Source organism: Pseudomonas sp. S1_E05, from assembly GCF_056337105.1.
On the sequence record NZ_JBFRHM010000001.1, the window covers coordinates 4,074,256 to 4,097,995 of the forward strand.

Consider the following 23,740-nt stretch of genomic DNA (forward strand, 5'->3'; position numbering starts at 1 on the left):
CACGACTTCCCTCGCCAGTGAGCCTGCCCCATGCTCCACGTGTTGTTCAGCGTTTACCTGAAGATGCTGGTGCTCTACAGCCCGTTCTTCGTGCTGTCGTGCTTCATCAGCCTGACCCGCGGTTATTCACGCAAGGAACAACGCCGGCTGGCCTGGAAAGTGGCGATCGCCACGCTGGTATCCAGTGTCCTGCTGTATCTGTTCGGGCGGATAATTTTCAGCGTCTTTGGCATCACCGTGGATGCCTTCCGCATCGGCGCCGGCAGCGTATTGTTCATTTCGGCGCTGGGCATGGCCCAGGGCAAGTCGGCGGTACAGACCGACAACGTGCAGCAAGACGTCACGATCGTCCCGCTGACCATTCCCCTGACCGTCGGCCCCGGCACGATCGGCGCGCTGTTGGTGATGGGCGTCAGCCAGCCTCACTGGGACGACAAGCTCACCGCCATCCTCAGCATTGCCCTGGCCAGCTTCACCGTTGGGGTGGTGCTTTACCTGTCGAACCGTATTGAACGCATTCTCGGTGACCAGGGCTTGCAGATTGTCAGCCGCTTGATGGGACTGTTTGTCTGTGCACTCGCGGCCCAGATTATCTTTACCGGGGTGAAGGGCTATCTGGTGCCCTGACGGCACCGCAGGCCCGATCCTCGCCCGATAACGCGGGTGCTGGCCTGACGGCCATCAACGCATGCTCCCCGACAAAGGCCACCAACTGTGCTCGACTGCTGGCGAACGCCCTGGCTGCGAGCTCGAATGAGTGGTGCTGGACCGTCACCGTCGAGGTGAAACATTGGGGTGCAAAGGCCTGCGCCAACCAATTCCCTTCTGCACTCTGGGTCGTTTCAAACGACAGATAAAACACTTCGATGCAGGCGTGGCGGGTACTCACGGCAAACCGCAGCCGAACTCGGGTCCGCCGTTCTTCGCCCTGCGCCAGCGCGACGACGGACTCACTGATCAACCCCTGCTGATAAAGCAGGCGTGCGGGCGAATCCATCGCTAGCTCAGCCAATGCCGCCAAGGCTTCGCAGGCCACATCGCGCTGCTCGAGAAGCGCTACGTCGTCCATCGCCCGGGTGATCAGATCCTGCGGCGTGACGGCGAGCAGGTGCTCAAACACCGGTTCCGACCACTGCTCCCGCCTCAGCGTCCAGCCGCACCGCTTAATGGCCTGGACAAAGGTGTCATGGGCAAAATCGGAACGGCTCACAGGCGAAGTTCCCGCCATCAATCGCGCAGCGAGCAACGAATACAGGATGTCGCATTTCATCGGGGCGTCCAAACCTGCGGACAACACACCGAGCAAACCGGAACCCACAAAGGACTCCTGACGATGACTCTCCATGTCTCACCTTTAAATTATGCAAAGACAACAACGAAACACTTCACGACCGAAAGTCGTTGTATTTTTAAAGTTGGGTCTTGAAGTATTCAAGACGTTTCTTGTGAACCGCTGACTGGACCAAGTCCTTGACGACATCATAGGCGCGACGATTTAATGTACGGCGAGTGGCGGCATTGTAAATTTTGACTTGCTCGCGCTTAAACTTGAAGAACAATACTTTGGTCAGAACATCGCTGGCTTCCAACTGCATGGCACATGCGATCATGGTTGGGCGACCACCCAAAGAAACGCATGGGACAATTTGAAAGTTGGCAGACTTGTTCTTTTTACTCTTATGCTCAACCAGTTTTATGGCGCCGTCATTTTTCTCCAATGAATTAAAGGCCGAAGAAATAAGCGGCAGTATTTTGAGTTTATCCGCGCCGGCCACCAGTGAAATAATCTGCAGCGCCGCTTCATCCATGGTGAAATTCAGTTCCTGACTGACGTACTCCCTGTAAGGGTCATTGACCGTGGGCCAACCGCACATAGTCAGGGCCTTGCTGTATTCGCGATACCATTCACGACGTTGGGTCTCGCGATTGAACGCGTCAGCACGAATTTCCGCATAAAGAATGGTGTCGTCAAATGCCGCTCGCTCTTCCTCCGACAGCGCCTCATCGTAAGCGGCAACGGTCGAACCCAATACGGCAGAGTCACTCTCACCGCCCAAACTTTGGTCAACACTTACATCCCATTTTTTCGGTGTGACTTCCACCGCAAAATAATCACGTTGCGCAGCAAAATCAAAAGCTGCGCCTACTTCTGCTTCAATCATTCTGTTTACTATCCTGTTGTTAGTTTGATCTGCCTCTTGCAGACAAAGGAAAACTAACAACCCAACCCACGACAGTCAAAACAACGATGCAACCAAGTTATTTAAATTATTGTCAGAAGTTAATATAAAGCGCCCGTTAAAAAGCCGGCGTTGCGCCGGCTTCCAATGAGTTTAAGGTTTGTTGCCATACCAACGTGGCGTATACACCCAGACACCACCGTCGGGTCGGGGGAACAGGCAGGTGGTCGAAGAGCCGACCAAAACCATCGTGCGCATGTCGACCTGATCGGGAGTCAGTTGCCCCAGCGTGGTAACCCGCAAGGTCTGTCCGGGCCGGCCGACATCACGCCCCAGCACCACGGGCGTCTGCGCAACACGATGCTGCGCGACGATCTCCAGTGCACGCCCCAACTGCCAGGGACGCGAGCGGGAGATCGGGTTGTAGAACGCCAGCGCCAGGTCGGCTTGTGCCGCCAGGTCCAGGCGTTTTTCGATGATGGCCCACGGCTTGAGATTGTCCGAAAGCGACATGACGCAGAAGTCATGCCCCAGCGGCGCCCCGGCTTGGGCGGCGGTCGCCAGTGAAGCGGACACCCCCGGCAGGATTTCCAGGTCAACGTTGTGCCAGGCCTCGGAACTGGACTCGTGCAGCGCCTCGAGCACCGCCGCCGCCATGGCGAACACCCCCGGATCGCCCGAAGAAACCACCACCACCGAGCGACCTTGGGCGGCCAGCTCGAAGGCGTGCCGAGCACGCTGCATCTCTTCGCGGTTGTCGGTGCAATGCAGCACCTGATCGTCGCGGAACGGGCCGGCCATGCGTACGTAGGTTTCATAGCCGAGCACATCATTGGCCCGGGCCAACTCAGCCTTGACCGCCGGTACCATCAGCTCGGCAGCCCCTGGCCCCAGCCCGATCACCGCCAGGCGCCCGCGAGGACGACCGATCAACAGCGCCTGCAGCGGTTGTTCGGCCACCGCAATGGCGATGCGGTCATCACCGAACATCGACACCGGCTGGCCAACGGCGCTGCGGGCGAGTTCGCCCACCGTGGCACTGTCACCGGCAAAACGCAGCGGCACACCCAATTCAAGGGCGGCTTCACGCAACGTCGGGTCGGCCATGTCCCGATCGGCCGCCAGCAGTAGCGCCACCGATTGCACGGCGATCCTCGCCTCATGCAGCGCCTCGCGGATCGCCTGCGACGGGTTGGCCACGCCGGCACTCACCGCCACCAGCACGTTACGCGGATAGATCAGCAGTTCATTGGCCGTGGGTGCGCGCTCGGCATGCCCGACATGAACCGCCAGCCGCGCGCGTGGATCTTCAGGCAGTTGCGCGCTGGCCAACCACGGCGCCGAACCTTCGATGCGCACCGTTTCACCGGCGAGCAGATCGGACACAAAACGCTTGCCCAACTCCAGATCACCCAGCGCAAACCCACTGGGTGGGTTGAGCAGGCAGGTGCCGAAACGCAGTTCGCCGCTGGTGGTGATAGCCGGCGCCACCTCCAACCCCGCGCCGATTTCCCGCGCCATGGCGTTCACGCCACTCAGGCCACCCAGCAACGGGACCACGGCGCTGCCGTCCTCGGCGACGGCCAGCACTGGCGGCTCTACGCCTTTCTCCAGCAGCAAGGGCGCCAGGGTGCGAATGACGATGCCGGCCGCGCACAGGGCGATGATTGGCGTGTCCTGCTGATAGAGTTCGCGCAGGGTCGCGCCAAACTCACGATAAGGACGATCTGCGCCTTCGACCCGTTCGGCCAGCCCATGGACCAGGGCGCCGGGGTACAGCTGTTGAATCCTGCGCGCGGTGTCGAGGCTGCCATTGCCCAGGATGACAATTGCCGGTGCTGGACGTGTCATCAGCCTTGCCACCTTTCACCCGGAACGATAATCAGCGAGAAATACGGCGAGGACATCGGCTCGACGTCTGCCAACGGCACGATCTTCTGATTGGCCATGGTCGCGCGCTCGACGTACAACGCACGCTCAGCCAGCCCCAGTTCTTGCAGCACCTCACGTACCTTGGGCAGGTTACGCCCCAGCTTCATGATGACGGCCGCGTCGGCATCGGCCAAACGACGCTTCAGATCGTCGTGGGGCAACACCCCGGAGAGCACCGACAGGCTCTGATTGCGATACACCAGCGGCGCACCGAGCACCGACGCGCCACCGAGCATCGAGCACACGCCCGGCACCACTTCGGCTTCGTAACGCTCGGCCAGGCGATCGTGCAGGTACATGTAGGAGCCGTAGAAGAACGGGTCGCCCTCACAGATCACCGCCACGTCGCGGCCGGCGTCCAGGTGCGTCGCCAGCTCTTCGCTGGCCGCATCGTAGAAATCACTGATGACTTGTTCGTACGACAGCGGTGCCGGCAGCGCTTCGGTGGTCACCGGGTAGACCAATGGCAGCAGCGTCTGCGCCGCTTGCAAGTGGGCCTCGATGATGCCGAACGCGTTGCCCTTCTTGCCCTTGGCGACGAAGTACGCCACCACCGGCGACTCACGCAGCAGGCGCAGGGCCTTGACGGTAATCAGTTCCGGATCACCAGGGCCGACGCCCAGGCCGATCAAACGTCCACGTGGCTGCATTATTCGACCTCCGTGGCGAGGGCATTGACCGCTGCAGCCGCCATGGCGCTACCGCCCAGTCGACCTTGCATGATCACAAACGGCACGCCCCGGCTGTCCGCCGCAAGTGCTGCCTTGGATTCGGCAGCTCCGACAAAACCGACCGGGAAGCCCAGGATCAGTGCCGGTTTCGGCGCACCGGCATCAAGCATTTCCAGCAGGTAGAACAACGCGGTGGGCGCATTGCCGATCACCACGACGCTTCCCTCAAGGTGCGGGCGCCACAGCTCCAGGGCGACGGCCGAACGGGTGTTGCCCAGTTCGCGGGCAAGGTCCGGCACGCTTTCATCGCGCAGGGTGCAGATCACCTGATTGTTGGCCGGCAGGCGCGCCCGGGTGACGCCCTCGGACACCATCCGTGCATCACACAGGATCGGTGCGCCGGCCGCCAGCGCATCGCGCCCGGCCTTGCCGGCACCCGCAGAAAACTGCAAACCATCGATGGCATTGACCATGCCGCAGGCGTGAATCACACGGACCGCGAGTTTTTCCAGGTCCGCCGGGATACGCGCGAGGTTGGCCTCGGCACGAATGATCGCGAAGGAGTTGCGATAGATCTCCTGACCGTCGCGAATGTAATCAAGCATCAAGCGGGCTCCGTGAGCGGGCGTCGAGCAAGGCGTCGACCGCGTCAATAGTAAGGTTGCGTGCGTGCAGGGCGCCGAAACCCGGCTGCCCCGCTTCGCGAAAATAAAGGTCGTAGTGACCGGGGGTGACCGCCAGCAATGTGACCGGGGCGATATGCGCGGCGGCGCAGGAGCGCGGGCAACCGCTCAGGTGCACGTTCACCGCATCGCCGTGGCGTTGCAACAGGGCAGCCAGTTGCCGGGCGTCCCCCTTGGTATCGGCCAGGCCTCTGGCGCAACCGGTGGACCCGGTGCAGGCAATCAACTGCGACAGCGCCTGATCGGCGTCGCACAACAAGCCCAACTGATGCATGACGCGCAGGACTTCATCAGCGTGCTCACGGCGCACGTTCGGCAACAGCACGCTTTGCCACGGGGTAAATCGCAGGGTGGCGTCGCCGTATTGCCGCGCCAGACGCGCTGCACCACGAAGCATGGCGCAATCGAGCCGTCCCAGTGGCGGCACGGCACCGACGTAGACATGATCGGCTTGCGCCTGATCCTGCACGCCCATGTGCAGCCCCGTCGAGTGCGTGGCACGCTTCCAGCCGCAGACGGGCTCAATGCTCAACCGTTCGGCCAGCCGCGCCACGAAGGCCTCGGGCGTCATGTCGGCCAGCAAATGGCGCATCCGCGTCTGCTCGGGCGCTGCCAGCTCAAGGAACAATTCAAGCACCGCCACCATCAAGTCATGGCCATCGCCCAGCGCGACCGAGCCGACCGGAGCATCCGTGGGGCATCCCGCCAGACCAAACGCCAACCGGCACTCGCCATCGTGCCGGTAGGCCGAAAGCCAAAGGTCGTTGGGGTGTTCGAGCATCGCCAGCGCCTCGCCGCCATCGAGTTGCATGGCGAACTTGGGGCTCAGGTCATGGAAGCGTTCGTGACGCTGCACCGTGGCGAGGATTTGCCCGGCCAACGCACGGGTATCGAACAGGCTGTGCCGATCGATCCCGGCGCTGGGGCTGAGCATCAGATTGCGCACGTCATCACCCGCCGCATTGTCAGGGCCCAGGCCGGCCGCCAGCAGGCGCTGGATCAACGCGGCGTGTTCCTCGCCGATCCCGCGTATCTGTAGATTGGCACGGTTGGTCGCTTCAATCGCACCGCTGGCAAAATCTTGCGCGGCGCTGGCCACCGCTTCGGCCTGGGCGCTGGTGATCGATCCGCCCGTGAGCTTGATGCGACAGATGCCGCCGTCCAGCGCCGGGACGATACGGAGTAATCCCGGACAGGCCGAGGGGCGTACTGCGGTGGACATCAGGCGTTCGTTCAAGGGCATGACCCGTACAGGTGGCGAGCACTTCGCGGGCGAAGGGGCCGGTATTATGCCTGCTTTGCAACGGGGGATGAAAAGCCTGTCGGACGACCAGAGCATTGGCGCTACGCGGGAGACTACATTCGCAACAGATACTCGCGGCTGCGCTCGGTGATTTTCGCGCGCATCGCCACGGCCAGGCTGTCGAAACGGCGTCGATCGAGGGTGAAAGTCCCATAGTGCTGAATCAGCGTGGTGTCGTTGTCCTGCCACGTGATGAACAGAAATTGCCCGGGGCTGATCACGCTGACATACCAGGCATGAATCAGCGTGAGCGTCAGGTTGCCCTCTGCATCGTAGGCGCAGGGCATGACTTGAAACTGCCGCCCCTGCCCTCTCGAGCTGATCTTCTCCAGTGAAGCGCTGACTTGCAGGTTGCTTTTGAGCGACTCGAAGGCGTGCACGGCGGCGCTGTACATCGGCCCGCTGGCCCGGGGCCTGAGTGTCTCGAGAATCTGCGTGCTGATCGGCTCGGACAGCAACACCTTGCGACTCTCCAGCATCACCGGACGCTGGTGAATCCAGCCCAGGTGCCAGAGCCCCAGCGTGAAATGCTGAAGCCATTCGTACCACTGGCTTTCACGGTCATAAAGGGTGTCGGTGTACTGCTCCAGATAAAGCGCACAATCCAGCGCGATCTGTTCATCATCTTCCGACACCCTGGGGGCGACCGAAACGATCGTACTGCCGGCCAGAGCTGCACGGCTCCGTTCCCGGGGTGAAAACGTCGCAGGGGGCTCGAACATACAAAATCCTTTTCAATTGTCTGGTCGGTCAACTCCATTGTTAAACCGTCGCTCACACTAATCAGATGTCCATCGGGTCAACAATCCTCGAAGTACCTCAAGATATTTTCTGGTTGCCGGCTAACCCCAACCGGTGTTCAGTCGGCAAACAGGGAAAAACCGCAGCGGCGCGGTATCATCGCGCCCGAGCCCGGTGGGTGGTTTTTTCAAGGAGCAGGCATGACGCCCTGGCTGACAGTAATTGGCATTGGTGAAGACGGTTTCAAAGGCCTGGGCAAGAACGCCCGGCACGCGCTGCTGCGTGCCACGCGGATTTTTGGCGGCCAGCGCCAGCTTGATCTGTTGCCGCCATGCATCCGTGGCCAGCGCCAGGCCTGGCCAAGCCCGTTTTCCCTGGACCCGGTCCTGGCCCTGCGCGACGAACCGGTGTGTGTACTGGCCAGCGGCGACCCCATGTTCTTTGGCGTGGGCGCCAGCCTCGCTCGGCACCTGCGTCCCGACGAGATGCTGATCCTGCCTGCGCCCTCCTCCTGTTCGCTGGCCGCCGCACGCATGGGCTGGCCGTTGCAGGACGTCGTCACGCTGTCGCTGGTGGCCCGTCCCATCGCAGCGCTCAATGCGCAACTGTTCAGCGGTGTGCGTCTGCTGGTGCTCAGCAACGACGGCGCCAGCCCAGCCGCCGTTGCCGCGCTGTTGCGCGAACGCGGCTTCGGCCCCAGCCGCCTGACGGTGCTGGAGCATTTGGGCGGCCCGGCCGAGCGACGCATCGACGGCCTCGCTCAGGATTGGAACGCGCCGTCGATCGCCGATCTGAATCTGCTCGCCATCGACTGCATCGCCAGCGCCGACGCGCCCCGCTTGTCGCGTGTGGCCGGCCTGCCGGACTCGGCGTTCGAGCACGACGGCCAATTGACCAAGCGCGATGTCCGCGCGATCACCTTGGCGCGCCTGGCACCGGTGCCCGGTGAACTGCTGTGGGATGTCGGGGCGGGCAGCGGCTCGATCGGTATCGAATGGATGCGTGCCCACCCGAGCTGCCGAGCGCTGGCCATCGAAGCCGACGAGGGCCGGCAGGCATTGATCGAACACAACCGCGACGCGCTCGGTGTGCCCAGCCTTCAACTGATTCGCGGCAAGGCGCCGCACGCCCTCGCCGGCCTCGAACGCCCGGATGCGATTTTCATCGGTGGCGGCGTCACCCGCGAGGGCGTGTTGGACACTTGTTGGGCGCAGTTGAAACCCGGTGGCCGGCTGGTCGCCAATGCCGTGACGCTGCAAAGTGAAATGACCCTGATGGCCTGGCGCGAACGGCACGGCGGCGAGCTGACGCGCATTCACATCGCCCAGGCACAACCGCTGGGCGATTTCGACACCTGGCGCCAGGCCCTGCCGATTACCCTCTTGGACGTGGTCAAGCCTGTCGATGCGTGACGAAACTGCTGAACATCCCGCCCCCCTGCGCAGCGGCCTGACCACCGGTAGCTGCGCCACTGCCACCAGTTTGGCCGCCGCGCGACTGCTGCTGGGCGGCGCCGAGGCGGATGCCGTGGACATCGTTCTGCCCAAGGGCAAGCGCGTGCAGATGCGCCTGGAATTCTGCCGACTGCTGGATGACGGGGCCGAGGCCGGCACGATCAAGGATGCAGGTGACGACCCGGACGTGACCCACGGTGCGTTGCTGTTCTCCCGGGTGCGACTGCGCGCCGAGCCGGGCATCCGCTTCTGCGCCGGCCGAGGCGTCGGCACGGTCACCCGACCCGGCCTGGTGTTGGAGGTCGGCGAGCCGGCAATCAACCCGGTTCCGCGCAAAATGATCACTGAGCACCTCAGCGGATTGGCGCTGGAGCTGGGCTATCACGGTGGTTTCGAGGTCACGATCAACGTCGAGGGCGGCGAGGCCCTGGCGTTGAAAACGATGAACCCACGGCTGGGCATTCTCGGCGGTTTGTCGATACTGGGCACCAGCGGCATCGTCCGGCCGTTCTCCTGCTCGGCGTACATTGCCTCGATTCACCAGGGCATCGACGTGGCAAAAACCAACGGCTACCTGCACATCGCCGCGTGCACCGGCAACGCCAGCGAGGACACCATGCGCAGGGTCTACAACCTGCCGGAAATCGCCCTGATCGAAATGGGCGACTTCGTCGGCGCCGTGCTCAAGCACCTGCGCAAAGTACCCGTGGATAAACTCAGCCTGTGCGGCGGTTTCGGCAAAATCAGCAAACTGGCCGCCGGGCACATGGATCTGCACAGCCGACACTCAAGCATCGACCTGCCGCAACTGGCCGATTGGGCGGCGGATGTGGGGGCCGACACGGCGTTGCAGCAGGCGATTCGCGAGGCCAACACCAGTCAACAAGCACTGGCAATGGCCAGCGCCGCCGGTATCGCCCTCGGCGACGCGGTGTGCGCACACGCCAGGGCCTTTGCCCGTAGCGTGGTGCCGGCGCAGGTACATGTGGAAGTCTTTGCCATCGATCGCCAGGGCGGGATCGTCGGCCAGGCGGGAGTCGTTCAATGAAACGCCTATTGCTGCTCGGCGGTGTCACTGAAGCATTGGCGATCGCCCGGACGCTGGGGCCAACCCACATTTACAGCCTGGCCGGCATCGGCCGGGTACCCGACGACCTCACCTGCCAGGTGCGTGTGGGCGGCTATGGCGGCGTCGAGGGCCTGGCCCAGTTCATTGCCGATGAAGGCATCGACCTGCTGCTGGACGCGACACATCCCTACGCCGCGCAAATCAGCCACAACGCGGCACGCGCCGCGCAGATCAGCGGTATCGCCTGCTGGGCACTCAGGCGGCCCGCCTGGCAACCCCAGGCGGGGGACGACTGGCGCGAAGTCACCGATTGGGTCGAGTTGATCCAGGCCCTGAAACCCTTCCGGCGACCGCTGTTCACCCTCGGTCGCGAACCCCTGCAACACCTGGATGAAATTCCGCCGGAGCAATTCTGGACCTTGCGCGCACTGGACGTTTACCCTGCGACCCCGCGCTGCGAAGTGATCGGTGCCCGTGGGCCGTTTTTCATCGAGGATGAGCGGCAACTGTTCGAGCGTCGACAGATCGATGTGCTGATCAGCAAGAACAGCGGCAGTACCGCGACCGAACCGAAGCTGGAAGTCGCCCGCGAACGGGGTGTGCCGGTGCTGGTGTTGAAGCGGCCGACATTGCCGCAGGTGGATCGGGAATTCAGTACGGTTGCCGATGTACTCGAAGCCCTGACCAGTCCTCTGTAGGAGCGAGCACGCTCGCGATGATCGTCAACGATAACGCTGGCTATCTGGATGCCAGCGGTGCCTGGACGACCATCGCGAGCAAGCTCGCTCCTACAGGTTCAGCGAAGCTTCCACAGTGGCAATCGCTCAATCACAGCTATCATGAACACTATGAAGTGCTGGCACTGCGACACCAAACCGCACTCGGTGTTTTTACTTATCGGCATTGATCAGGCTAAATAGCCGCGCCTGATCGCTCACTCAACCGGATACGTCCCATGTCCCGACAACGGCTCGCAATTGCATGGATAGCCTGCTTCGCAGTGCTGTTCAACATGCTCGCCATGCCGGTGACCGGAGCCATGTCGCAGGCGGCCAAAGCCCCTGCCGAGCAGTTGATGTGGGGCAGTTTCTGTTCGTCCAGCGGCACCCGCATGGTCGCGATCGACCTGGGTGACGTGGAACACAAAGCCCCCCAGAGCGACCCACATTCCAATATGCAGCATTGCTGGTGCTGCTCCGGTTCCGCTCCGTTGGTGGCATTGCCCGGACACGCTCCACAGCTGTATTTCGCCCATTTGCAGGACAATCGCGGCCTGCCCGTGGCGACACTCGACACCCCCACGCCTCGCCAGCAATGGCCCAGCCTCAACCCTCGGGCATCCCCTCTCGTGTGATTCCTTATCGCAAATTGACCTGCGTTTTGAATCGTTCGGAGAACTGCCATGTTGAACAAACTTATCGTCCTGGCCGCATTGCTGCTGCCTGCCTGCTTTGCCAATGCCCATGAGTACAAAGTCGGCGAGCTGGAAATCGCTCACCCCTGGTCGCAGGAATTGCCACCCAACGCGCCAACCGTCGCCGCTTACTTCGTGATTCACAACACCGGCAAGACGACAGATACCCTGCTCAGCGTCGACACACCGATTGCCGCCAGCGCCGAGTTGCACGAACACGTGAAGCAGAACGACCTGATGAAAATGCAGCAGGTGCCTCGCGTCGAGATTCCGGCGGGGGGCACGGTCACTTTCGCGCCGATGGCCTATCACGTCATGTTGCTGGAGCTCAAGGATCGCAGCCTGCTCAGCGACGGCAAGCGCTTCCCGTTGACCCTGCATTTCGAAAAAGCCGGCGACGTGAACGTCGAAGTCGCGGTGCAGAAAACCGCGCCCGATGGCGCCCAGACCCACGTGCACAAGCCCTAAGCCGCAACGCTGAAGACGCCCATGCGCCCGCCTCGCGCCAGGTCATCCACCTCCCGCCGCCAGTCCACAGGATTGACTCGCGGTAGCTGGATCAGCCTGTTCGCCATGTTGATGATTTTCATCGGCCCACTGATTTCCCAGTCGATGCCGATGGATCAACGCGCCACTGCAATGACCATGAGCATGTCGATGGACATGAGCATGGACATGCCCGCGATGTCGCACGGCGACCATGAGGCCACGCCTGCCGCCGAACACTGCCCGCCCAAGGCTAGCCACCATGCCATGTGGGAAAAGTGCGGTTATTGCAGCCTGCTGTTCAACTGCCCGGCGCTGACGGGCGGCCAGTCATTCGTCGCCTTTGATGCACCCCTGACCAACACTTTCAGCACCCCCGCGACCCGCCTGGGCCACGCCCGGTCCACCTTCTTCCCCGGCGCCCGCACCCGTGCGCCCCCCATCGACGCGTAAACACCCCCTGATATCACACGGTCCGAAGACAGCCAGAGCCTCCTGTGGGAGCGAGCCGGCTTGCGAGGTAGACGACGTCTTTTGACGCCGCCTGCTTGCGAGCATGCCCACAGCAAGTACGCAGGTTGCCGTCCGTATCGTTTACGACTGTTCGATGGAAATTGTCATGTCCAGGTTTTCTGCTGACCCACGCTTGAGCCCTGCCCAAGCCTCTTTCGCCCTGAACGCCACGCGCATACGTTTCAGGCACGCCACCGCCATTCTCTGCGGCGCGTTGCTGTCACCCATGGTGCAGGCCGACGACCACGCCGGCCACGAAGAAGAACTGAGCCCGACGGTGATCACCGCCATCGCGCCAAGCTCGCCACTCACCATCGTCACCAACCCCAAGGACCCGCGCCAACCGGTGCCCGCCAGCGACGGTGGCGACTACCTGAAGACCATCCCCGGCTTCGCCCTGGTGCGCAATGGCGGCACCAACGGCGATCCGGTGCTGCGCGGCATGTTCGGCTCGCGGTTGAACATCCTCACCAACGGTGGCGTGATGCTCGGCGCCTGCCCCGGCCGCATGGACGCGCCCACGTCGTACATTTCCCCGGAAACCTACGACAAACTCACCGTCATCAAAGGCCCGCAAACCGTCCTCTGGGGCCCCGGCTCATCGGCTGGCACCATCCTGTTCGACCGTGAGCCGGAGCGCTTCGGCGAACTCGGCACCCGGGTGAACGCCAGTGTCCTGGCCGGCTCCAACGGTCGCTTCGACAAAACCGTGGATGCGGCCGCGGGTGGCCCATTGGGCTACGTGCGGGTAATTGGCAACACGGCCCAGGCCGACGACTATCGCGACGGCAACAACGACACCGTGGCCTCGCGCTACGACAAATGGAACGGTGATGTCGCGGTGGGCTGGACGCCCGACGCCGACACACTGTTGGAACTCACTGCCGGCAAGGGCGATGGCGAGGCACGTTACGCCGGACGCGGCATGGACGGTGCGCAGTTCAAACGCGAAAGCCTGGGCCTGCGGTTCGAAAAATCCAACATCGGCGACGTGCTCGACAAGATCGAGGCGCAGGTCTACTACAACTACGCTGACCATGTGATGGACAACTACACCCTGCGCACCCCATCGGGCACCGGGATGATGGCAGGCCCCATGGCTTCCAACGTCGATCGCCGCACCCTGGGCGCTCGGATCAAGGCCACCTGGCGCTGGGCCGATGTGCAGTTGATCAGCGGTATCGACGCGCAGACCAACGAACACCGCCAGCGCAGCAGCATGGGCGTCGACACCTACAAGAACCTGCCGTACACCAAGGACGCCGACTTCCATAACTATGGGGTGTTCAGCGAACTGACCTGGTACGCCGCCGACCGTGATCGCCTGATTACCGGTGCTCGTCTGGACCGTGCTTCGGCCAAGGATTTCCGCCAGACCACCGGCTCCGGGATGATGACCCGGGCCAACCCGACCGCCGATGACACCCGTGCCGACACGCTGCCAAGCGGATTCGTGCGTTATGAACACGACCTGGCTGACAGCCCGACCACCCTGTACGCAGGCTTGGGTCATACCCAGCGCTTCCCGGATTACTGGGAGCTGTTTTCGCCCAATTCCGGCCCGACCGGTTCAGTGAACGCCTTCGACTCGATCAAGCCGGAAAAAACCACGCAGTTCGACTTCGGCCTGCAATACAAGACCGACGACCTCGACGCCTGGGCCTCGGGTTATGTCGGGCAAATCCGCGACTACATCCTGTTCAACTACACACCCGGCATGATGGGCACCACCTCACAAGCCTCCAACATCGACGCACGAATCATGGGCGGCGAACTGGGTGCGGCCTACAAGCTGACCTCGAACTGGAAAGCGGATGCGACGCTGGCCTATGCCTGGGGCAAGAACAGCAGCGATGGCAAGGCCCTGCCACAAATGCCACCGCTGGATGCACGGTTCGGCCTGACCTACAGCGAAGACAACTGGAGCGCCGGCGCCTTGTGGCGGGTGGTGGCCGCGCAAAACCGCATCGACCAGAACAAGGGCAACGTGGTCGGCAAGGACTTCACCAAGACCTCGGGTTTTGGCGTGTTCTCGCTTAACGGCGCGTATCGCATCAACAAGAACTGGAAGGTCAGCAGCGGCGTCGACAACCTGTTCGGCAAGGCCTATGCCGAGCACTTGAACCTGGCCGGCAACGCCGGTTTTGGCTACCCGGCCAATGACCCGCAAGCCATCAAGGAACCCGGACGTACGTTCTGGACGAAGGTGGATATGAGTTTCTAGAACCGCCCCACCCTGTAGGAGCGGACTTGTCCGCGATGGACGTCAACGATGACGCTGTCAGCCTGACACCCCTCGGTGTTGCTGAATCCATCGCGGACAAGTCCGCTCCTACAGGGGTACCAGACAACTACAACAGATCCACGCCAAGCGGAGCACAACCGATGAAAAAGCCTCAAGTGAATTTTTATAACCTGGCCTGGCGCTGGCATTTCTATGCCGGTCTGTTCGTCGCGCCATTTTTGGTGATGCTGGCCCTGACCGGCACCGTCTACCTGTTCAAGCCGCAGCTTGATCCGTTGATGTATGGCAGCCTCATGAATGTCCCGGCCGGGCATCACACCGTATCGGCCGACGACATGCTCAAGCGCGTCAAAGACGCCTACCCCCAGGGGGCGATCAAACAGTACCTGCCGCCGGTCAATGCCGAGCGCAGCGCGCAGTTTGTCGTACTCAACGGCACCACCGAACTCAATGTGTTTGTCGACCCCTACCACGGTGACATCCTCGGCGAGCAAGACGCCAAGTGGAACCTGCAAGCGGTGGCGCGGGCAATCCATGGCGAGTTGATGATTGGCACGGTCGGTGACCGGCTGATCGAAATGGCCGCCGGCTGGGGCGTGGTGCTGGTGGTGTCCGGCCTGTTCCTGTGGTGGCCGCGTGGCCAGGCTGCCGGCATCCTGTGGCCGCGCCTGAACAGTCGCGGGCGCGTGTTGTGGCGTGACCTGCATGCCGTCACCGGATTCTGGGGCGCCAGCCTGCTGCTGGTGATGCTGCTCAGCGGCATGACCTGGACCGGTTTCTGGGGCAAGCAGTACGCCGAGGTGTGGAACAAGTTCCCCGATGCCATGTGGAACGACATGCCCAAATCGGACATCGAGGCCCGCAGCCTCAACACCGCCACCCGCCAGACCGTGCCATGGGCCGTGGAAAACACGCCGATGCCAATGTCCGGCGACCATGCCGAACATATGGCCCATGGCGGCGCACACGCCGGCCCCGCCGCACCGACCGTCAGCCTGCAGGCAGTGCAGAACATCGCCGAACAGCGCAAGGTCGAGCCGGGCTACAGCATCACGCTGCCGACCACCGATACCGGCGTATTCACCATTGCGGTGTTCGCCGACGATCCTCGCAACGACGCCACGTTGCACGTGGACCAATACAGCGGCAAGGTCCTGGCCGATGTGCGTTGGGAGCAATACGGTCCTGTCGCTCGCGCCACGGAACTGGGCGTGATGCTGCATGAAGGCAAGATGTTCGGCACCCTCAACCAGATCATCGTGCTGCTGATTTGCCTGATGATCCTGCTCAGCGCCGTCAGCGGTGTAGTGATCTGGTGGAAGCGCCGGCCACAGGGCAAGTTCGGCGTTCCGCCGCTGCGCCACGACCTGCCGACCTGGAAAACCGGCGTGGCGATCATGCTGGCACTGGCCGTGGTGTTCCCGCTGGTAGGCGCGTCGCTGGTGGTGGTGTGGGTGCTGGATCGGGTGCTGATGACGCGGTTTAACCGGCAGGTGGAGGCGGGTTCGGCCTGATTCGAACCCGCTCCCACAGGGGAAATCACATGCTTGAAACCGAGCGGCGGTTCATCTCCTGCAACCGCTTCATCGTCACGTGCCCCCGTGGCTGCCAGAATTCGTCAGGCTCGAGGACGTCCAGACGACCGCTGCCGATCAACGTCGCGAGTACCTGCGAAAGCGTTTGCGTCTGGCTCCACCCGTCGCGCAGCACCCGCGATTCAGCATCCAGGTAACTCGGACGATAGACCAGCAACGCGCCATTTCGCGGGGTCAGGTAGTAACGGCTGTCAGCGATGGCCGCCGTTGCCAGTACCGCAATGCAGGCCCGTATTTCGTCGTGGGCGACGAAGTTGCGGTAAAGCGTCTGTTCAGGCTGCGCGGCGGCGTCCACCTTGTAAAGTTGCTGCACCCCCATCACTTCGTAGCCGTCTGGATACCTCTTTGAAGCGCCGGGATTTTTGCGTGAGTAGCCGGGAAACAACACCCCGATGAACAGCCGCCGAAAGGCCGGGGCGTAGTCACGCAGGCCGAGTGGCACGGTGGGACCGGCATCCTCCAGAGGTTCGGTGGCGACGAAATTCACCTGACCGTCACGCAGGATCGCACCCAACAGCGCGTTGCCCCGAGCCCGTCGCCACGCCCAGCGCGCCGCGTCGTCCGGATGCGCGCACAAAGGTCCCAACGCCAGGCGTGCATCCTCCCCGGCGGGTGTTGCCTCGACCTTGCCCGGCGACCACGCCGGTCCCACGCGCCCGACCTTCGCCCAAACAGCACTGCGCACCAACACTTCAAGCTGTCCACCGCGCGCGATCTTGCGAATGTAGTCGGCGGGGTTGCCATCGCCCTGCAACGATTTGACGTACGCCATGATCGCCCCATGGGTTTGCAGGTCAGGGTCCCAGGTCGAGGCCTGGTACTTGAGCAACGCGCCATCGGCGCACGACAGGTACAACGGCTCAAACCCAGCCGGCGCCCCCGCTACCAACCGTTGCGCAGCCGACAATGCCGCTGCGAGCACCGTGGGCGGGATGAAGCTGCGAAAAACCTCGGTGCGCGGCAGCTCATCGGGCTGACGGGCAGGCGCGCACAAATAAATGCCCTGTACCGAATAGCCGCTGGGCAACCGTGCGCCCTGGAACACTCGCGCACGGGGAAACTTCAGGTCATCGGCCATGACCGGCAGGCTCGCCACCGCATGGGCAAGACGCGATGAAACGAGCACCAGGCCAAATCGCCAGTGCTCGCGTCCCCCTCCCTGTTCATGCACATGCCGCACGGCATCGTCGGCGTGGCAGAACGCCGGACTCAAACTGCGATCAGCCGAGGCGAAACGCACTGACTCCGGTGCCTGGTAACCCTGTTTCAACGGCCGCCAGCCTTTGCCCAATTTGAGTGCCGGCCCCCAGAGGTTGCTGCTTTGCACCACCTCCAGGCGGCCCACGCCGACCAACTGATCGACCAGCTCAACGGGCGTGCTCACGCCGCTGCGTATCCGCCGTTCGATCTGGTTGCTCCACGGGTCATGGGGGGCATCGCTGGACGGTGCGAGCTGGCTCTCCAGAGCGGCCAGGCGTGTCGTCCTTTCGCTCTTTTGCGCCACGCTCAGCAAGTCCGCCTCAGGCTCATGCAGACTGAACGACAGAATCGAACCCTGGGCACCGAGCAGGTATTCGTGGGTCCACAAATGCCCCGACGCCAGCGCCGTGGCGAGCACCGGTGTCGAGAAGAAGTCGTTATAGACCTGCCGGTCCTGGCCCTGCAACAGAAATGGCAACGGCGTCGCCACGCGACTGCGATAACGGGCGATGACCTTGCAACCGGGCGCCAACAGCTCCAACGCAACATCTTCGTCCGGCAGAATCCACTTGGGATCAAAATCTTCGCTGACCACCGGCAGCGGCTCGGTCGCGACAAACAAACCGTCGGGGCGCACCAGTACCAACCCGCCTTTAAGCTGATCTCCGTTCGCCCCCAACTGGCGCTTGGCATAACGCACGGCATCGGTCGCGGTGGTGAATGCCGGGGTGAGGTTTCGTCGGATGAACCCTGCGAAAGGCTTCCAGTGCGGCCCCAACCGGGAAGGTCCGGCTTCGCCCCAGCATTCATTGCCTTCCACCACCGTCAACCAGCTCCGAGCGATGACCCGGCTGACAAAATTCCTGGCCGACAACTGCCCGCTCTTGAGTTGCGTGTGCACATCCTCGGCCGTCCCCGAAGGCTGGATCGAGGCATCGAACAAGGTCGTCGCGCTGGGCGACTGAAACTTCAACAGCGCAAGGTCGAGGGTCGACAAATAAACAGGCAACCCGGTTTTTTCACCCGAGTCGCGCAAGCGATTGGCCTCGAAATAGGCACTATAGAGATCACTCGATGAAACGAAGTGCAGGCCCAGCCATTGCTCGGTGGGTGCAAGGTTTGGCGGCAGCCACTGCCGCGCGTAAAACAAACCGAATAACGTGAACGACGTAGGGTAGACAAACGTTCCGGCGTCATCGAGCCGGAACAGGCTGGCCTGGGAAAACAGCGGCTGGCGCCGGCTCGCCGGTACCGATTCACTGACCACGTACTCCTCCTTGTGCTCATGCTTTAACACAAACGCAAAACAGGTCTGGTCCGGGCCCTGGCGCCGGATGCGCCGATGCGCGTCAAGAACTGCCGCTTCGGCGCTGGCAAACACCGAGCCGTACGCCACTTGCTCCGGCGTTTCGAAGGGGCGCGGTTGGGCGAATGCTTTCCAGTACTCGACCACCATGCCGCGCGAAGCCCACAACTCATTAGCGAGCAACACACGCAAGCCGCCGGCGGCTGCCAGTTGCTTGACGACGTCCTCGGGTAACTGCGCGCCCGTTGCCAGCGCCTCGGCCATCGGGCTGGTTTTCTCCCCAGGGCTTACATGCGCCACCAGCGCCTTCTGCGCGGCCGAGCCGCTGAGGTCGTAGGCAATCAGGGCGTCTTCGGCGCAGGACAGATAAGCGACCTGGGCGTACGGGGCGTGCTGCAAGATCGCATGCAGATCGGTATCGCTGAATGACTGCGCGTCGATGCTCGCCTGCTCGCGGCTCCAGCCGTGGCGCTTCATCCGTTGGACGTCGTACATCGACAACGCCAGGCGCGAGGCGTACACACCGCGCAGCACATGCCGCTCGGGCAGAATCGGTTTGCCCCCGGCATCTGCGGGGTAGACAAAATCCGTGGCGAAGCGACCGGCCTTCCCAACCACCCAGGGCTCAGTCGCCACGAATCGTCCATCCTCGCGCTCCATGACATAGCCGCAGAACTCATAGTCGCGTTGATCGCCGATTTGCTCGTGAACATAACGCGCAGCATCGTCCGCCGTAAGAAACGCCGGGCTCAGACGATGTTGCGGGTAACGGGCGAACGGGTGCCATGAAGTGCCCACGGCGCCCTCGACATCCCACAGCTTGCCTGTCTGGATGACCGACAGCGCCCCCACCGCCGCCACTCGCCAGATAAAGGCCTCGGGGGTCAGCGTGCCGTTTTCCAGTTCGCGCTGTTCATCGCCGTCCGGGCTGGCGCTGTGCAAACGACTCTCCTGCATCGACCCGGAAAATTCATACCGTAACCGCGCACCATCACGGGTGCTCAGGTACAGGGCCAACCCCGCCATCTTGTGCTGGCGCGAACTGCCAATGGCGGCGGAAAAATCGGTGGCCGAGATAAAGCTCTCGTACAGCCACTTTTGTGCAGGTATCAAGTGGGAGTCCGGCACGGACTGGTAACAGATGCCCTGGATGGCATAACCCGCCGGAAGTGCGGGGATGCCCTTTTTGTTACCTGCGAAGGCCAGCAACGCCTGGGCGAACGCTGTTTTGCCGGCGTCGATCACGATGGGTTCGGTTACCGCAGACTCACCTGTCTGCACGCGTTTGACAATGAACGCGACCTGCCCGAGCACAGGCTTCTCGCGCATCAGGTCATGGGCCCATTGCGCGCCCACGTCAACGTCTGGCATGACCCAACTGAGCGCGGGTTGCACAGGGCCGTCAGCCACGAACGGCTGATAAGCCACCCAGTTGCCCGGCACCCTGCCACGCGAACCTTTCCACACTGCACTTGAGTTGAGCACCGTCAATTCGCCGAGCGCCACGAGTTTCTTCACCAGGGTTTCCGCGGTCGCGTCGAATCCGTCGAGTTGCTCGTCGATCACACCGGTCTTGACCGCGCCATCGAGCAGCACGGCAAAATTGCGCTCCTGCTGCGAACCGACCCTCACGTACTTGACCAGAGACTCATCCGGGCCGGAGTTATACAACGTAGTGATCGCCTCCCGCCCTGACATGATCACCTCCAGGTGCTGAAGGTTAGGCAGACTGGTGTGCAGCGCGATTCGTTCAGCCGACCAATCGGGCTGCATGGCCTTGAGCCGTGCGCGGATGTCCTCGGTGGCGTTGTAGACGGCTTCGTAGCGATAGCCCGGCAACTCGACCTTGCGCTTGGCGAGCCCGCCTGCGAACGGCAAGCCCCAGTCCTTTTGCCACTGTTTCCCGTCGACTGGGGTGGTGGCGAAGAACTTGCCATCGCGCTCCAGGATGTAGCCCAACTGGTCGATATCACGCCGACTGTTCATCTGGAAATGCGCGTGACGCGCCGCATCGTCGGCGGTGAGGAACGCCGGGCTCAGCGATTGGCGAATGCGCTCGAAAGGCTCCCAGCCCGGTCCCACCTGTCCGGTCTTGTCCCAGATGTTGCCGTCCTGCACAACCATCAGGCGGCCGGCGGCGGCCACCTGCAAGACAAACTCGAAGGTCGTCAGGGTCCCGGCCTTCAGAGCCTTTTGCAGGGTTTCGCCGTTGCCCTCCATCAGTGCGGTTTCAGCTTCGGAGCCGGAGCAGGTGTAACTCAGCAACGCCTTGGTCGGCGTGCGCTTGTAGAGGGTCAAGCCGCGCTCGGGATCTCGCAGGGGATCAACCTTGCGCGACTGGGCGATGAGGGCAGCCAGCTCTGCGGGGGAAAAAAAGTTCTTGTAGAGCCAGTCCTGCTGGACAGGGAGGTGTGCAGGTTTCGCGTGGGTCACCGCATAGAACCCGTCGATGTGAAAACCTTCCGGCAAGCGCGGCCCCCCGTCCGTATGACGGGGGAATTCATCGAGCACCGCAGCAAGCGAAGTGCGCTCGCGCCAGGGGAACGTGGCAACGTACTCCTCCGTCCCCTGCGCCTTGAGGATGGCGCCCATGAACTCCACATCGGCGTTGGCGCTGTCGGGGCGCACGAACTTGCCGACCAACTCGGCGGGCTGATCGTCTATCGGCGAGCAGAACGGTTGCTGCGTCGGGACGTTCGCTTTGTTCACCGGCTCGGTCGCGATCCAGTTACCGACCACCTGCCCCCTGACGTTGCCCCACAATGGGTTGGGGATCACCACACTCAGCCTGCCGGCTCTCGCCAGTTCGTCGATGATTTCCTCGACGAGATAAAACGTCCCCCTGGGGCGCTCATTCTTGATTTCTTCGGCAAGCAAGTCCTCTTCAGGCGAGCCGCTGGGCTCATATTTGAGCAGGCAGGTCTCGGCACCCGAAAGATAAAAAGCCTTGGCAAAACTCCGGTGACGGATCATGAAGGCCTTCTCCACATCGGTGAAAAAGTTCATGGCCAGGTGGGCACCCGCCTTGGGCAGTCCCGGGTATTTCTTCTTCACTAGCGCCAGCACGTTGGGATGGGAGTGATAAAGGCCGTGGCACGTGTAGCCGTCCGGGTGGATGAAATTGCCTTGCGCATCCACGGCCAGCAACTGCGTGAAATCCACATACAAATTGCCGCCGATGGGCAACGTCGCAAAAAAGCGTCCGTTCTCGCCCTGCAGGATCAGCCCGCCGTATTCCTTGTCGCGTTTGTTGCCAATCGCCTCGTGGGCAAATCGCGCGGCATCGTCGGCGCTGATCATGGGCGGGCTGAGGGCCGGCAGCACGATGTTGCCGGGAGGCTTGCGCCTGGTGTGATCGTTCATGAGGTATTCGTCCGTGAAATGGGAAAGCGTTCCCACACAAGCGGTGGGCAAGTCGCACAACCCATGATCCATCTTGGTCCTTCACGTCAGCGGTACATATGTATTTGCACCGCAAAAATACCGGGCACCACCGCAGCGCATGGTGTGCACCGAGGCGCCGATTCGGCGCCAGCGTGGTGCACGCCCCCTCACTCGCGCAGCCAGCAACGGCTCAAGCACGCGATCTCCGGACTTGGGCACAGCCCTTGCTAAAGACCTTCAAGTAGTCCGCATCTGCCACCGGAAAAATTCATTAGTTCATGGAGATCGCACAATGAAGCGTCGCAGTTTGATCAAGGCTTTCACCCTTTCGGCCAGCATCGCCGCGATGGGCATGACGTGGACGGTCCAGGCCGCCGAGACCATCAAGGTGGGGATTCTGCATTCGTTGTCCGGGACCATGGCGATCTCTGAAACATCGCTCAAAGACATGGCGTTGATGACCATCGACGAAATCAACGCCAAGGGCGGTGTCAACGGCAAGATGCTCGAGCCGGTGGTGGTCGACCCGGCGTCGAACTGGCCGCTGTTCGCGGAAAAGGGCCGGCAGTTGCTGACCCAGGACAAGGTGGCGGTGGTGTTCGGTTGCTGGACGTCGGTGTCGCGCAAATCCGTGTTGCCGGTGTTCGAAGAGCTCAACGGCTTGCTGTTCTACCCGGTGCAATACGAAGGTGAAGAGTTGTCGCCAAACGTGTTCTATACCGGCGCCGCGCCGAACCAGCAGGCGATCCCGGCCGTCGAGTACCTGATGAGCGAAGAAGGCGGGGGCGCCAAGCGTTACTTCCTGCTGGGCACCGATTACGTCTACCCGCGCACCACCAACAAGATCCTGCGCTCGTTCCTGCATTCCAAAGGCGTGGCCGACAAGGACATCGAAGAGGTCTATACCCCGTTCGGCCACAGCGACTATCAAACCATCGTCGCCAACATCAAGAAGTTCTCGGCGGGCGGCAAGACCGCGGTTATCTCCACGGTCAACGGCGACTCCAACGTGCCGTTCTACAAGGAACTGGCCAACCAGGGCCTGAAGGCCACCGAGGTTCCGGTGGTGGCGTTCTCGGTGGGCGAAGAAGAACTGCGCGGCATCGACACCAAGCCGCTGGTGGGCAACCTCGCGGCGTGGAACTACTTCGAGTCGGTAGAGAACCCGGTGAACAAGAAGTTCGTCGATGACTGGAAGGCCTACGCCAAGAAACACAACCTGCCGGGCGCCGACAAAGCGGTGACCAACGACCCGATGGAAGCCACCTACGTGGGCATCCACATGTGGGCGCAAGCGGCCGAGAAAGCCAAATCCACCGACGTCGACAAAGTCCGCGAAGCCCTCGCCGGCCAGACCTTTGCCGCGCCGTCCGGCTACACCCTGACCATGGACAAGACCAATCACCACCTGCACAAGCCAGTGATGATCGGCGAGATCCAGGCGGACGGTCAGTTCAACGTCGTGTGGCAGACCGAAGGCCCGGTACGCGCACAACCCTGGAGCCCGTTCATCCCGGGCAACGACAAGAAGCCGGAGTATGCGGTGAAGAGTAACTGAGTCACC

19 protein-coding genes are annotated in these 23,740 nt (G+C 62.3%); 11 read left to right on the forward strand and 8 right to left on the reverse strand.

Annotated features, from left to right (window positions below; translation table 11 throughout):
• Positions 1-30: 30 nt before the first annotated feature.
• The gene (locus AB4N33_RS18850; protein WP_460118458.1) at positions 31-627 is read left to right on the forward strand and encodes a MarC family protein; all 597 of its coding nucleotides are present in this window, start codon (positions 31-33) and stop codon (positions 625-627) included.
• On the opposite strand, the gene AB4N33_RS18855 is transcribed toward AB4N33_RS18850, so the two are convergent.
• From AB4N33_RS18855 to AB4N33_RS18885, 7 genes are all read right to left on the reverse strand, one after another.
• Entirely contained in the window at positions 596-1,318 is a 723-nt protein-coding gene (locus AB4N33_RS18855) for a hypothetical protein (protein ID WP_476457986.1), read from the reverse strand. The two genes, AB4N33_RS18850 and AB4N33_RS18855, sit on opposite strands and share 32 nt — an antisense overlap.
• A gap of 91 nt (positions 1,319-1,409) precedes the next feature.
• Complete coding sequence (locus tag AB4N33_RS18860) at positions 1,410-2,162, reverse strand: hypothetical protein (RefSeq protein WP_476457987.1); 753 nt, start codon at positions 2,160-2,162, stop codon at positions 1,410-1,412.
• A gap of 171 nt (positions 2,163-2,333) precedes the next feature.
• Positions 2,334-4,031, reverse strand: coding sequence for a precorrin-3B C(17)-methyltransferase (cobJ, locus tag AB4N33_RS18865; RefSeq protein ID WP_476457988.1), 1,698 nt, complete (start codon positions 4,029-4,031; stop codon positions 2,334-2,336).
• Positions 4,031-4,762 (reverse strand): precorrin-2 C(20)-methyltransferase, encoded by a 732-nt coding sequence (locus AB4N33_RS18870; protein ID WP_460118466.1) that lies wholly within the window; start codon positions 4,760-4,762, stop codon positions 4,031-4,033. Before AB4N33_RS18870 ends, cobJ begins: the two co-directional genes overlap by 1 nt.
• Positions 4,762-5,388: a precorrin-8X methylmutase gene (locus tag AB4N33_RS18875; RefSeq protein WP_476457989.1), complete on the reverse strand. Its 627-nt coding sequence runs from the start codon at positions 5,386-5,388 to the stop codon at positions 4,762-4,764. Before AB4N33_RS18875 ends, AB4N33_RS18870 begins: the two co-directional genes overlap by 1 nt.
• Complete coding sequence (gene cobG, locus AB4N33_RS18880) at positions 5,381-6,688, reverse strand: precorrin-3B synthase (protein WP_476457990.1); 1,308 nt, start codon at positions 6,686-6,688, stop codon at positions 5,381-5,383. Before cobG ends, AB4N33_RS18875 begins: the two co-directional genes overlap by 8 nt.
• 134 nt (positions 6,689-6,822) lie before the next feature.
• Entirely contained in the window at positions 6,823-7,491 is a 669-nt protein-coding gene (locus tag AB4N33_RS18885) for a hypothetical protein (protein ID WP_460118472.1), read from the reverse strand.
• Positions 7,492-7,710: 219 nt separating this feature from the next.
• Here AB4N33_RS18885 and cbiE point away from each other — a divergent pair, with 219 nt between their 5' ends.
• From cbiE to AB4N33_RS18930, 9 genes are all read left to right on the forward strand, one after another.
• Positions 7,711-8,922: a precorrin-6y C5,15-methyltransferase (decarboxylating) subunit CbiE gene (cbiE, locus tag AB4N33_RS18890; RefSeq protein ID WP_476457991.1), complete on the forward strand. Its 1,212-nt coding sequence runs from the start codon at positions 7,711-7,713 to the stop codon at positions 8,920-8,922.
• A complete protein-coding gene (locus AB4N33_RS18895) occupies positions 8,915-10,012 on the forward strand; it encodes a cobalt-precorrin-5B (C(1))-methyltransferase (RefSeq protein ID WP_476457992.1) in 1,098 nt (365 codons plus the stop codon). Before cbiE ends, AB4N33_RS18895 begins: the two co-directional genes overlap by 8 nt.
• Complete coding sequence (locus tag AB4N33_RS18900) at positions 10,009-10,731, forward strand: cobalt-precorrin-6A reductase (RefSeq protein WP_476457993.1); 723 nt, start codon at positions 10,009-10,011, stop codon at positions 10,729-10,731. Before AB4N33_RS18895 ends, AB4N33_RS18900 begins: the two co-directional genes overlap by 4 nt.
• A 17-nt stretch (positions 10,732-10,748) precedes the next feature.
• Positions 10,749-10,940 (forward strand): hypothetical protein, encoded by a 192-nt coding sequence (locus tag AB4N33_RS18905; RefSeq protein WP_476457994.1) that lies wholly within the window; start codon positions 10,749-10,751, stop codon positions 10,938-10,940.
• 48 nt (positions 10,941-10,988) lie between these two features.
• A complete protein-coding gene (locus AB4N33_RS18910; RefSeq protein WP_476457995.1) occupies positions 10,989-11,387 on the forward strand; it encodes a DUF2946 domain-containing protein in 399 nt (132 codons plus the stop codon).
• Between the two features lie 48 nt (positions 11,388-11,435).
• Positions 11,436-11,915, forward strand: a complete 480-nt coding sequence (locus tag AB4N33_RS18915; RefSeq protein ID WP_476457996.1) for a copper chaperone PCu(A)C — start codon at positions 11,436-11,438, stop codon at positions 11,913-11,915.
• 21 nt (positions 11,916-11,936) lie between these two features.
• Positions 11,937-12,386 carry a DUF2946 domain-containing protein gene (locus AB4N33_RS18920; RefSeq protein WP_476457997.1) on the forward strand — a complete coding sequence of 150 codons (450 nt, stop codon included), beginning with the start codon at positions 11,937-11,939 and terminating at the stop codon, positions 12,384-12,386.
• Positions 12,387-12,552: 166 nt separating this feature from the next.
• The gene (locus AB4N33_RS18925) at positions 12,553-14,670 is read left to right on the forward strand and encodes a TonB-dependent copper receptor (RefSeq protein WP_476457998.1); all 2,118 of its coding nucleotides are present in this window, start codon (positions 12,553-12,555) and stop codon (positions 14,668-14,670) included.
• Between the two features lie 161 nt (positions 14,671-14,831).
• Positions 14,832-16,205, forward strand: coding sequence for a PepSY-associated TM helix domain-containing protein (locus tag AB4N33_RS18930; protein ID WP_460118490.1), 1,374 nt, complete (start codon positions 14,832-14,834; stop codon positions 16,203-16,205).
• A 25-nt stretch (positions 16,206-16,230) separates the two neighbouring features.
• Here AB4N33_RS18930 and AB4N33_RS18935 read toward each other — a convergent pair whose 3' ends face one another.
• Positions 16,231-22,155 (reverse strand): hypothetical protein, encoded by a 5,925-nt coding sequence (locus tag AB4N33_RS18935; RefSeq protein WP_476457999.1) that lies wholly within the window; start codon positions 22,153-22,155, stop codon positions 16,231-16,233.
• A 313-nt stretch (positions 22,156-22,468) separates the two neighbouring features.
• Here AB4N33_RS18935 and urtA point away from each other — a divergent pair, with 313 nt between their 5' ends.
• Entirely contained in the window at positions 22,469-23,734 is a 1,266-nt protein-coding gene (gene urtA, locus AB4N33_RS18940; protein WP_460118494.1) for an urea ABC transporter substrate-binding protein, read from the forward strand.
• Positions 23,735-23,740 lie beyond the last annotated feature (6 nt).

What these genes read in the sequence shown, in the direction of transcription:
- AB4N33_RS18850 (WP_460118458.1), top strand. Translation starts at nt 31, where the DNA reads ATGCTCCACGTGTTGTTCAGCGTTTACCTGAAGATGCTGGTGCTCTAC.
- AB4N33_RS18860 (WP_476457987.1), bottom strand. Translation starts at nt 2,162, where the DNA reads ATGATTGAAGCAGAAGTAGGCGCAGCTTTTGATTTTGCTGCGCAACGT.
- cobJ (WP_476457988.1), bottom strand. Translation starts at nt 4,031, where the DNA reads ATGACACGTCCAGCACCGGCAATTGTCATCCTGGGCAATGGCAGCCTC.
- AB4N33_RS18870 (WP_460118466.1), bottom strand. Translation starts at nt 4,762, where the DNA reads ATGCAGCCACGTGGACGTTTGATCGGCCTGGGCGTCGGCCCTGGTGAT.
- AB4N33_RS18875 (WP_476457989.1), bottom strand. Translation starts at nt 5,388, where the DNA reads ATGCTTGATTACATTCGCGACGGTCAGGAGATCTATCGCAACTCCTTC.
- cobG (WP_476457990.1), bottom strand. Translation starts at nt 6,688, where the DNA reads ATGTCCACCGCAGTACGCCCCTCGGCCTGTCCGGGATTACTCCGTATC.
- AB4N33_RS18885 (WP_460118472.1), bottom strand. Translation starts at nt 7,491, where the DNA reads ATGTTCGAGCCCCCTGCGACGTTTTCACCCCGGGAACGGAGCCGTGCA.
- cbiE (WP_476457991.1), top strand. Translation starts at nt 7,711, where the DNA reads ATGACGCCCTGGCTGACAGTAATTGGCATTGGTGAAGACGGTTTCAAA.
- AB4N33_RS18895 (WP_476457992.1), top strand. Translation starts at nt 8,915, where the DNA reads ATGCGTGACGAAACTGCTGAACATCCCGCCCCCCTGCGCAGCGGCCTG.
- AB4N33_RS18900 (WP_476457993.1), top strand. Translation starts at nt 10,009, where the DNA reads ATGAAACGCCTATTGCTGCTCGGCGGTGTCACTGAAGCATTGGCGATC.
- AB4N33_RS18905 (WP_476457994.1), top strand. Translation starts at nt 10,749, where the DNA reads ATGATCGTCAACGATAACGCTGGCTATCTGGATGCCAGCGGTGCCTGG.
- AB4N33_RS18910 (WP_476457995.1), top strand. Translation starts at nt 10,989, where the DNA reads ATGTCCCGACAACGGCTCGCAATTGCATGGATAGCCTGCTTCGCAGTG.
- AB4N33_RS18915 (WP_476457996.1), top strand. Translation starts at nt 11,436, where the DNA reads ATGTTGAACAAACTTATCGTCCTGGCCGCATTGCTGCTGCCTGCCTGC.
- AB4N33_RS18920 (WP_476457997.1), top strand. Translation starts at nt 11,937, where the DNA reads ATGCGCCCGCCTCGCGCCAGGTCATCCACCTCCCGCCGCCAGTCCACA.
- AB4N33_RS18925 (WP_476457998.1), top strand. Translation starts at nt 12,553, where the DNA reads ATGTCCAGGTTTTCTGCTGACCCACGCTTGAGCCCTGCCCAAGCCTCT.
- AB4N33_RS18930 (WP_460118490.1), top strand. Translation starts at nt 14,832, where the DNA reads ATGAAAAAGCCTCAAGTGAATTTTTATAACCTGGCCTGGCGCTGGCAT.
- AB4N33_RS18935 (WP_476457999.1), bottom strand. Translation starts at nt 22,155, where the DNA reads ATGAACGATCACACCAGGCGCAAGCCTCCCGGCAACATCGTGCTGCCG.
- urtA (WP_460118494.1), top strand. Translation starts at nt 22,469, where the DNA reads ATGAAGCGTCGCAGTTTGATCAAGGCTTTCACCCTTTCGGCCAGCATC.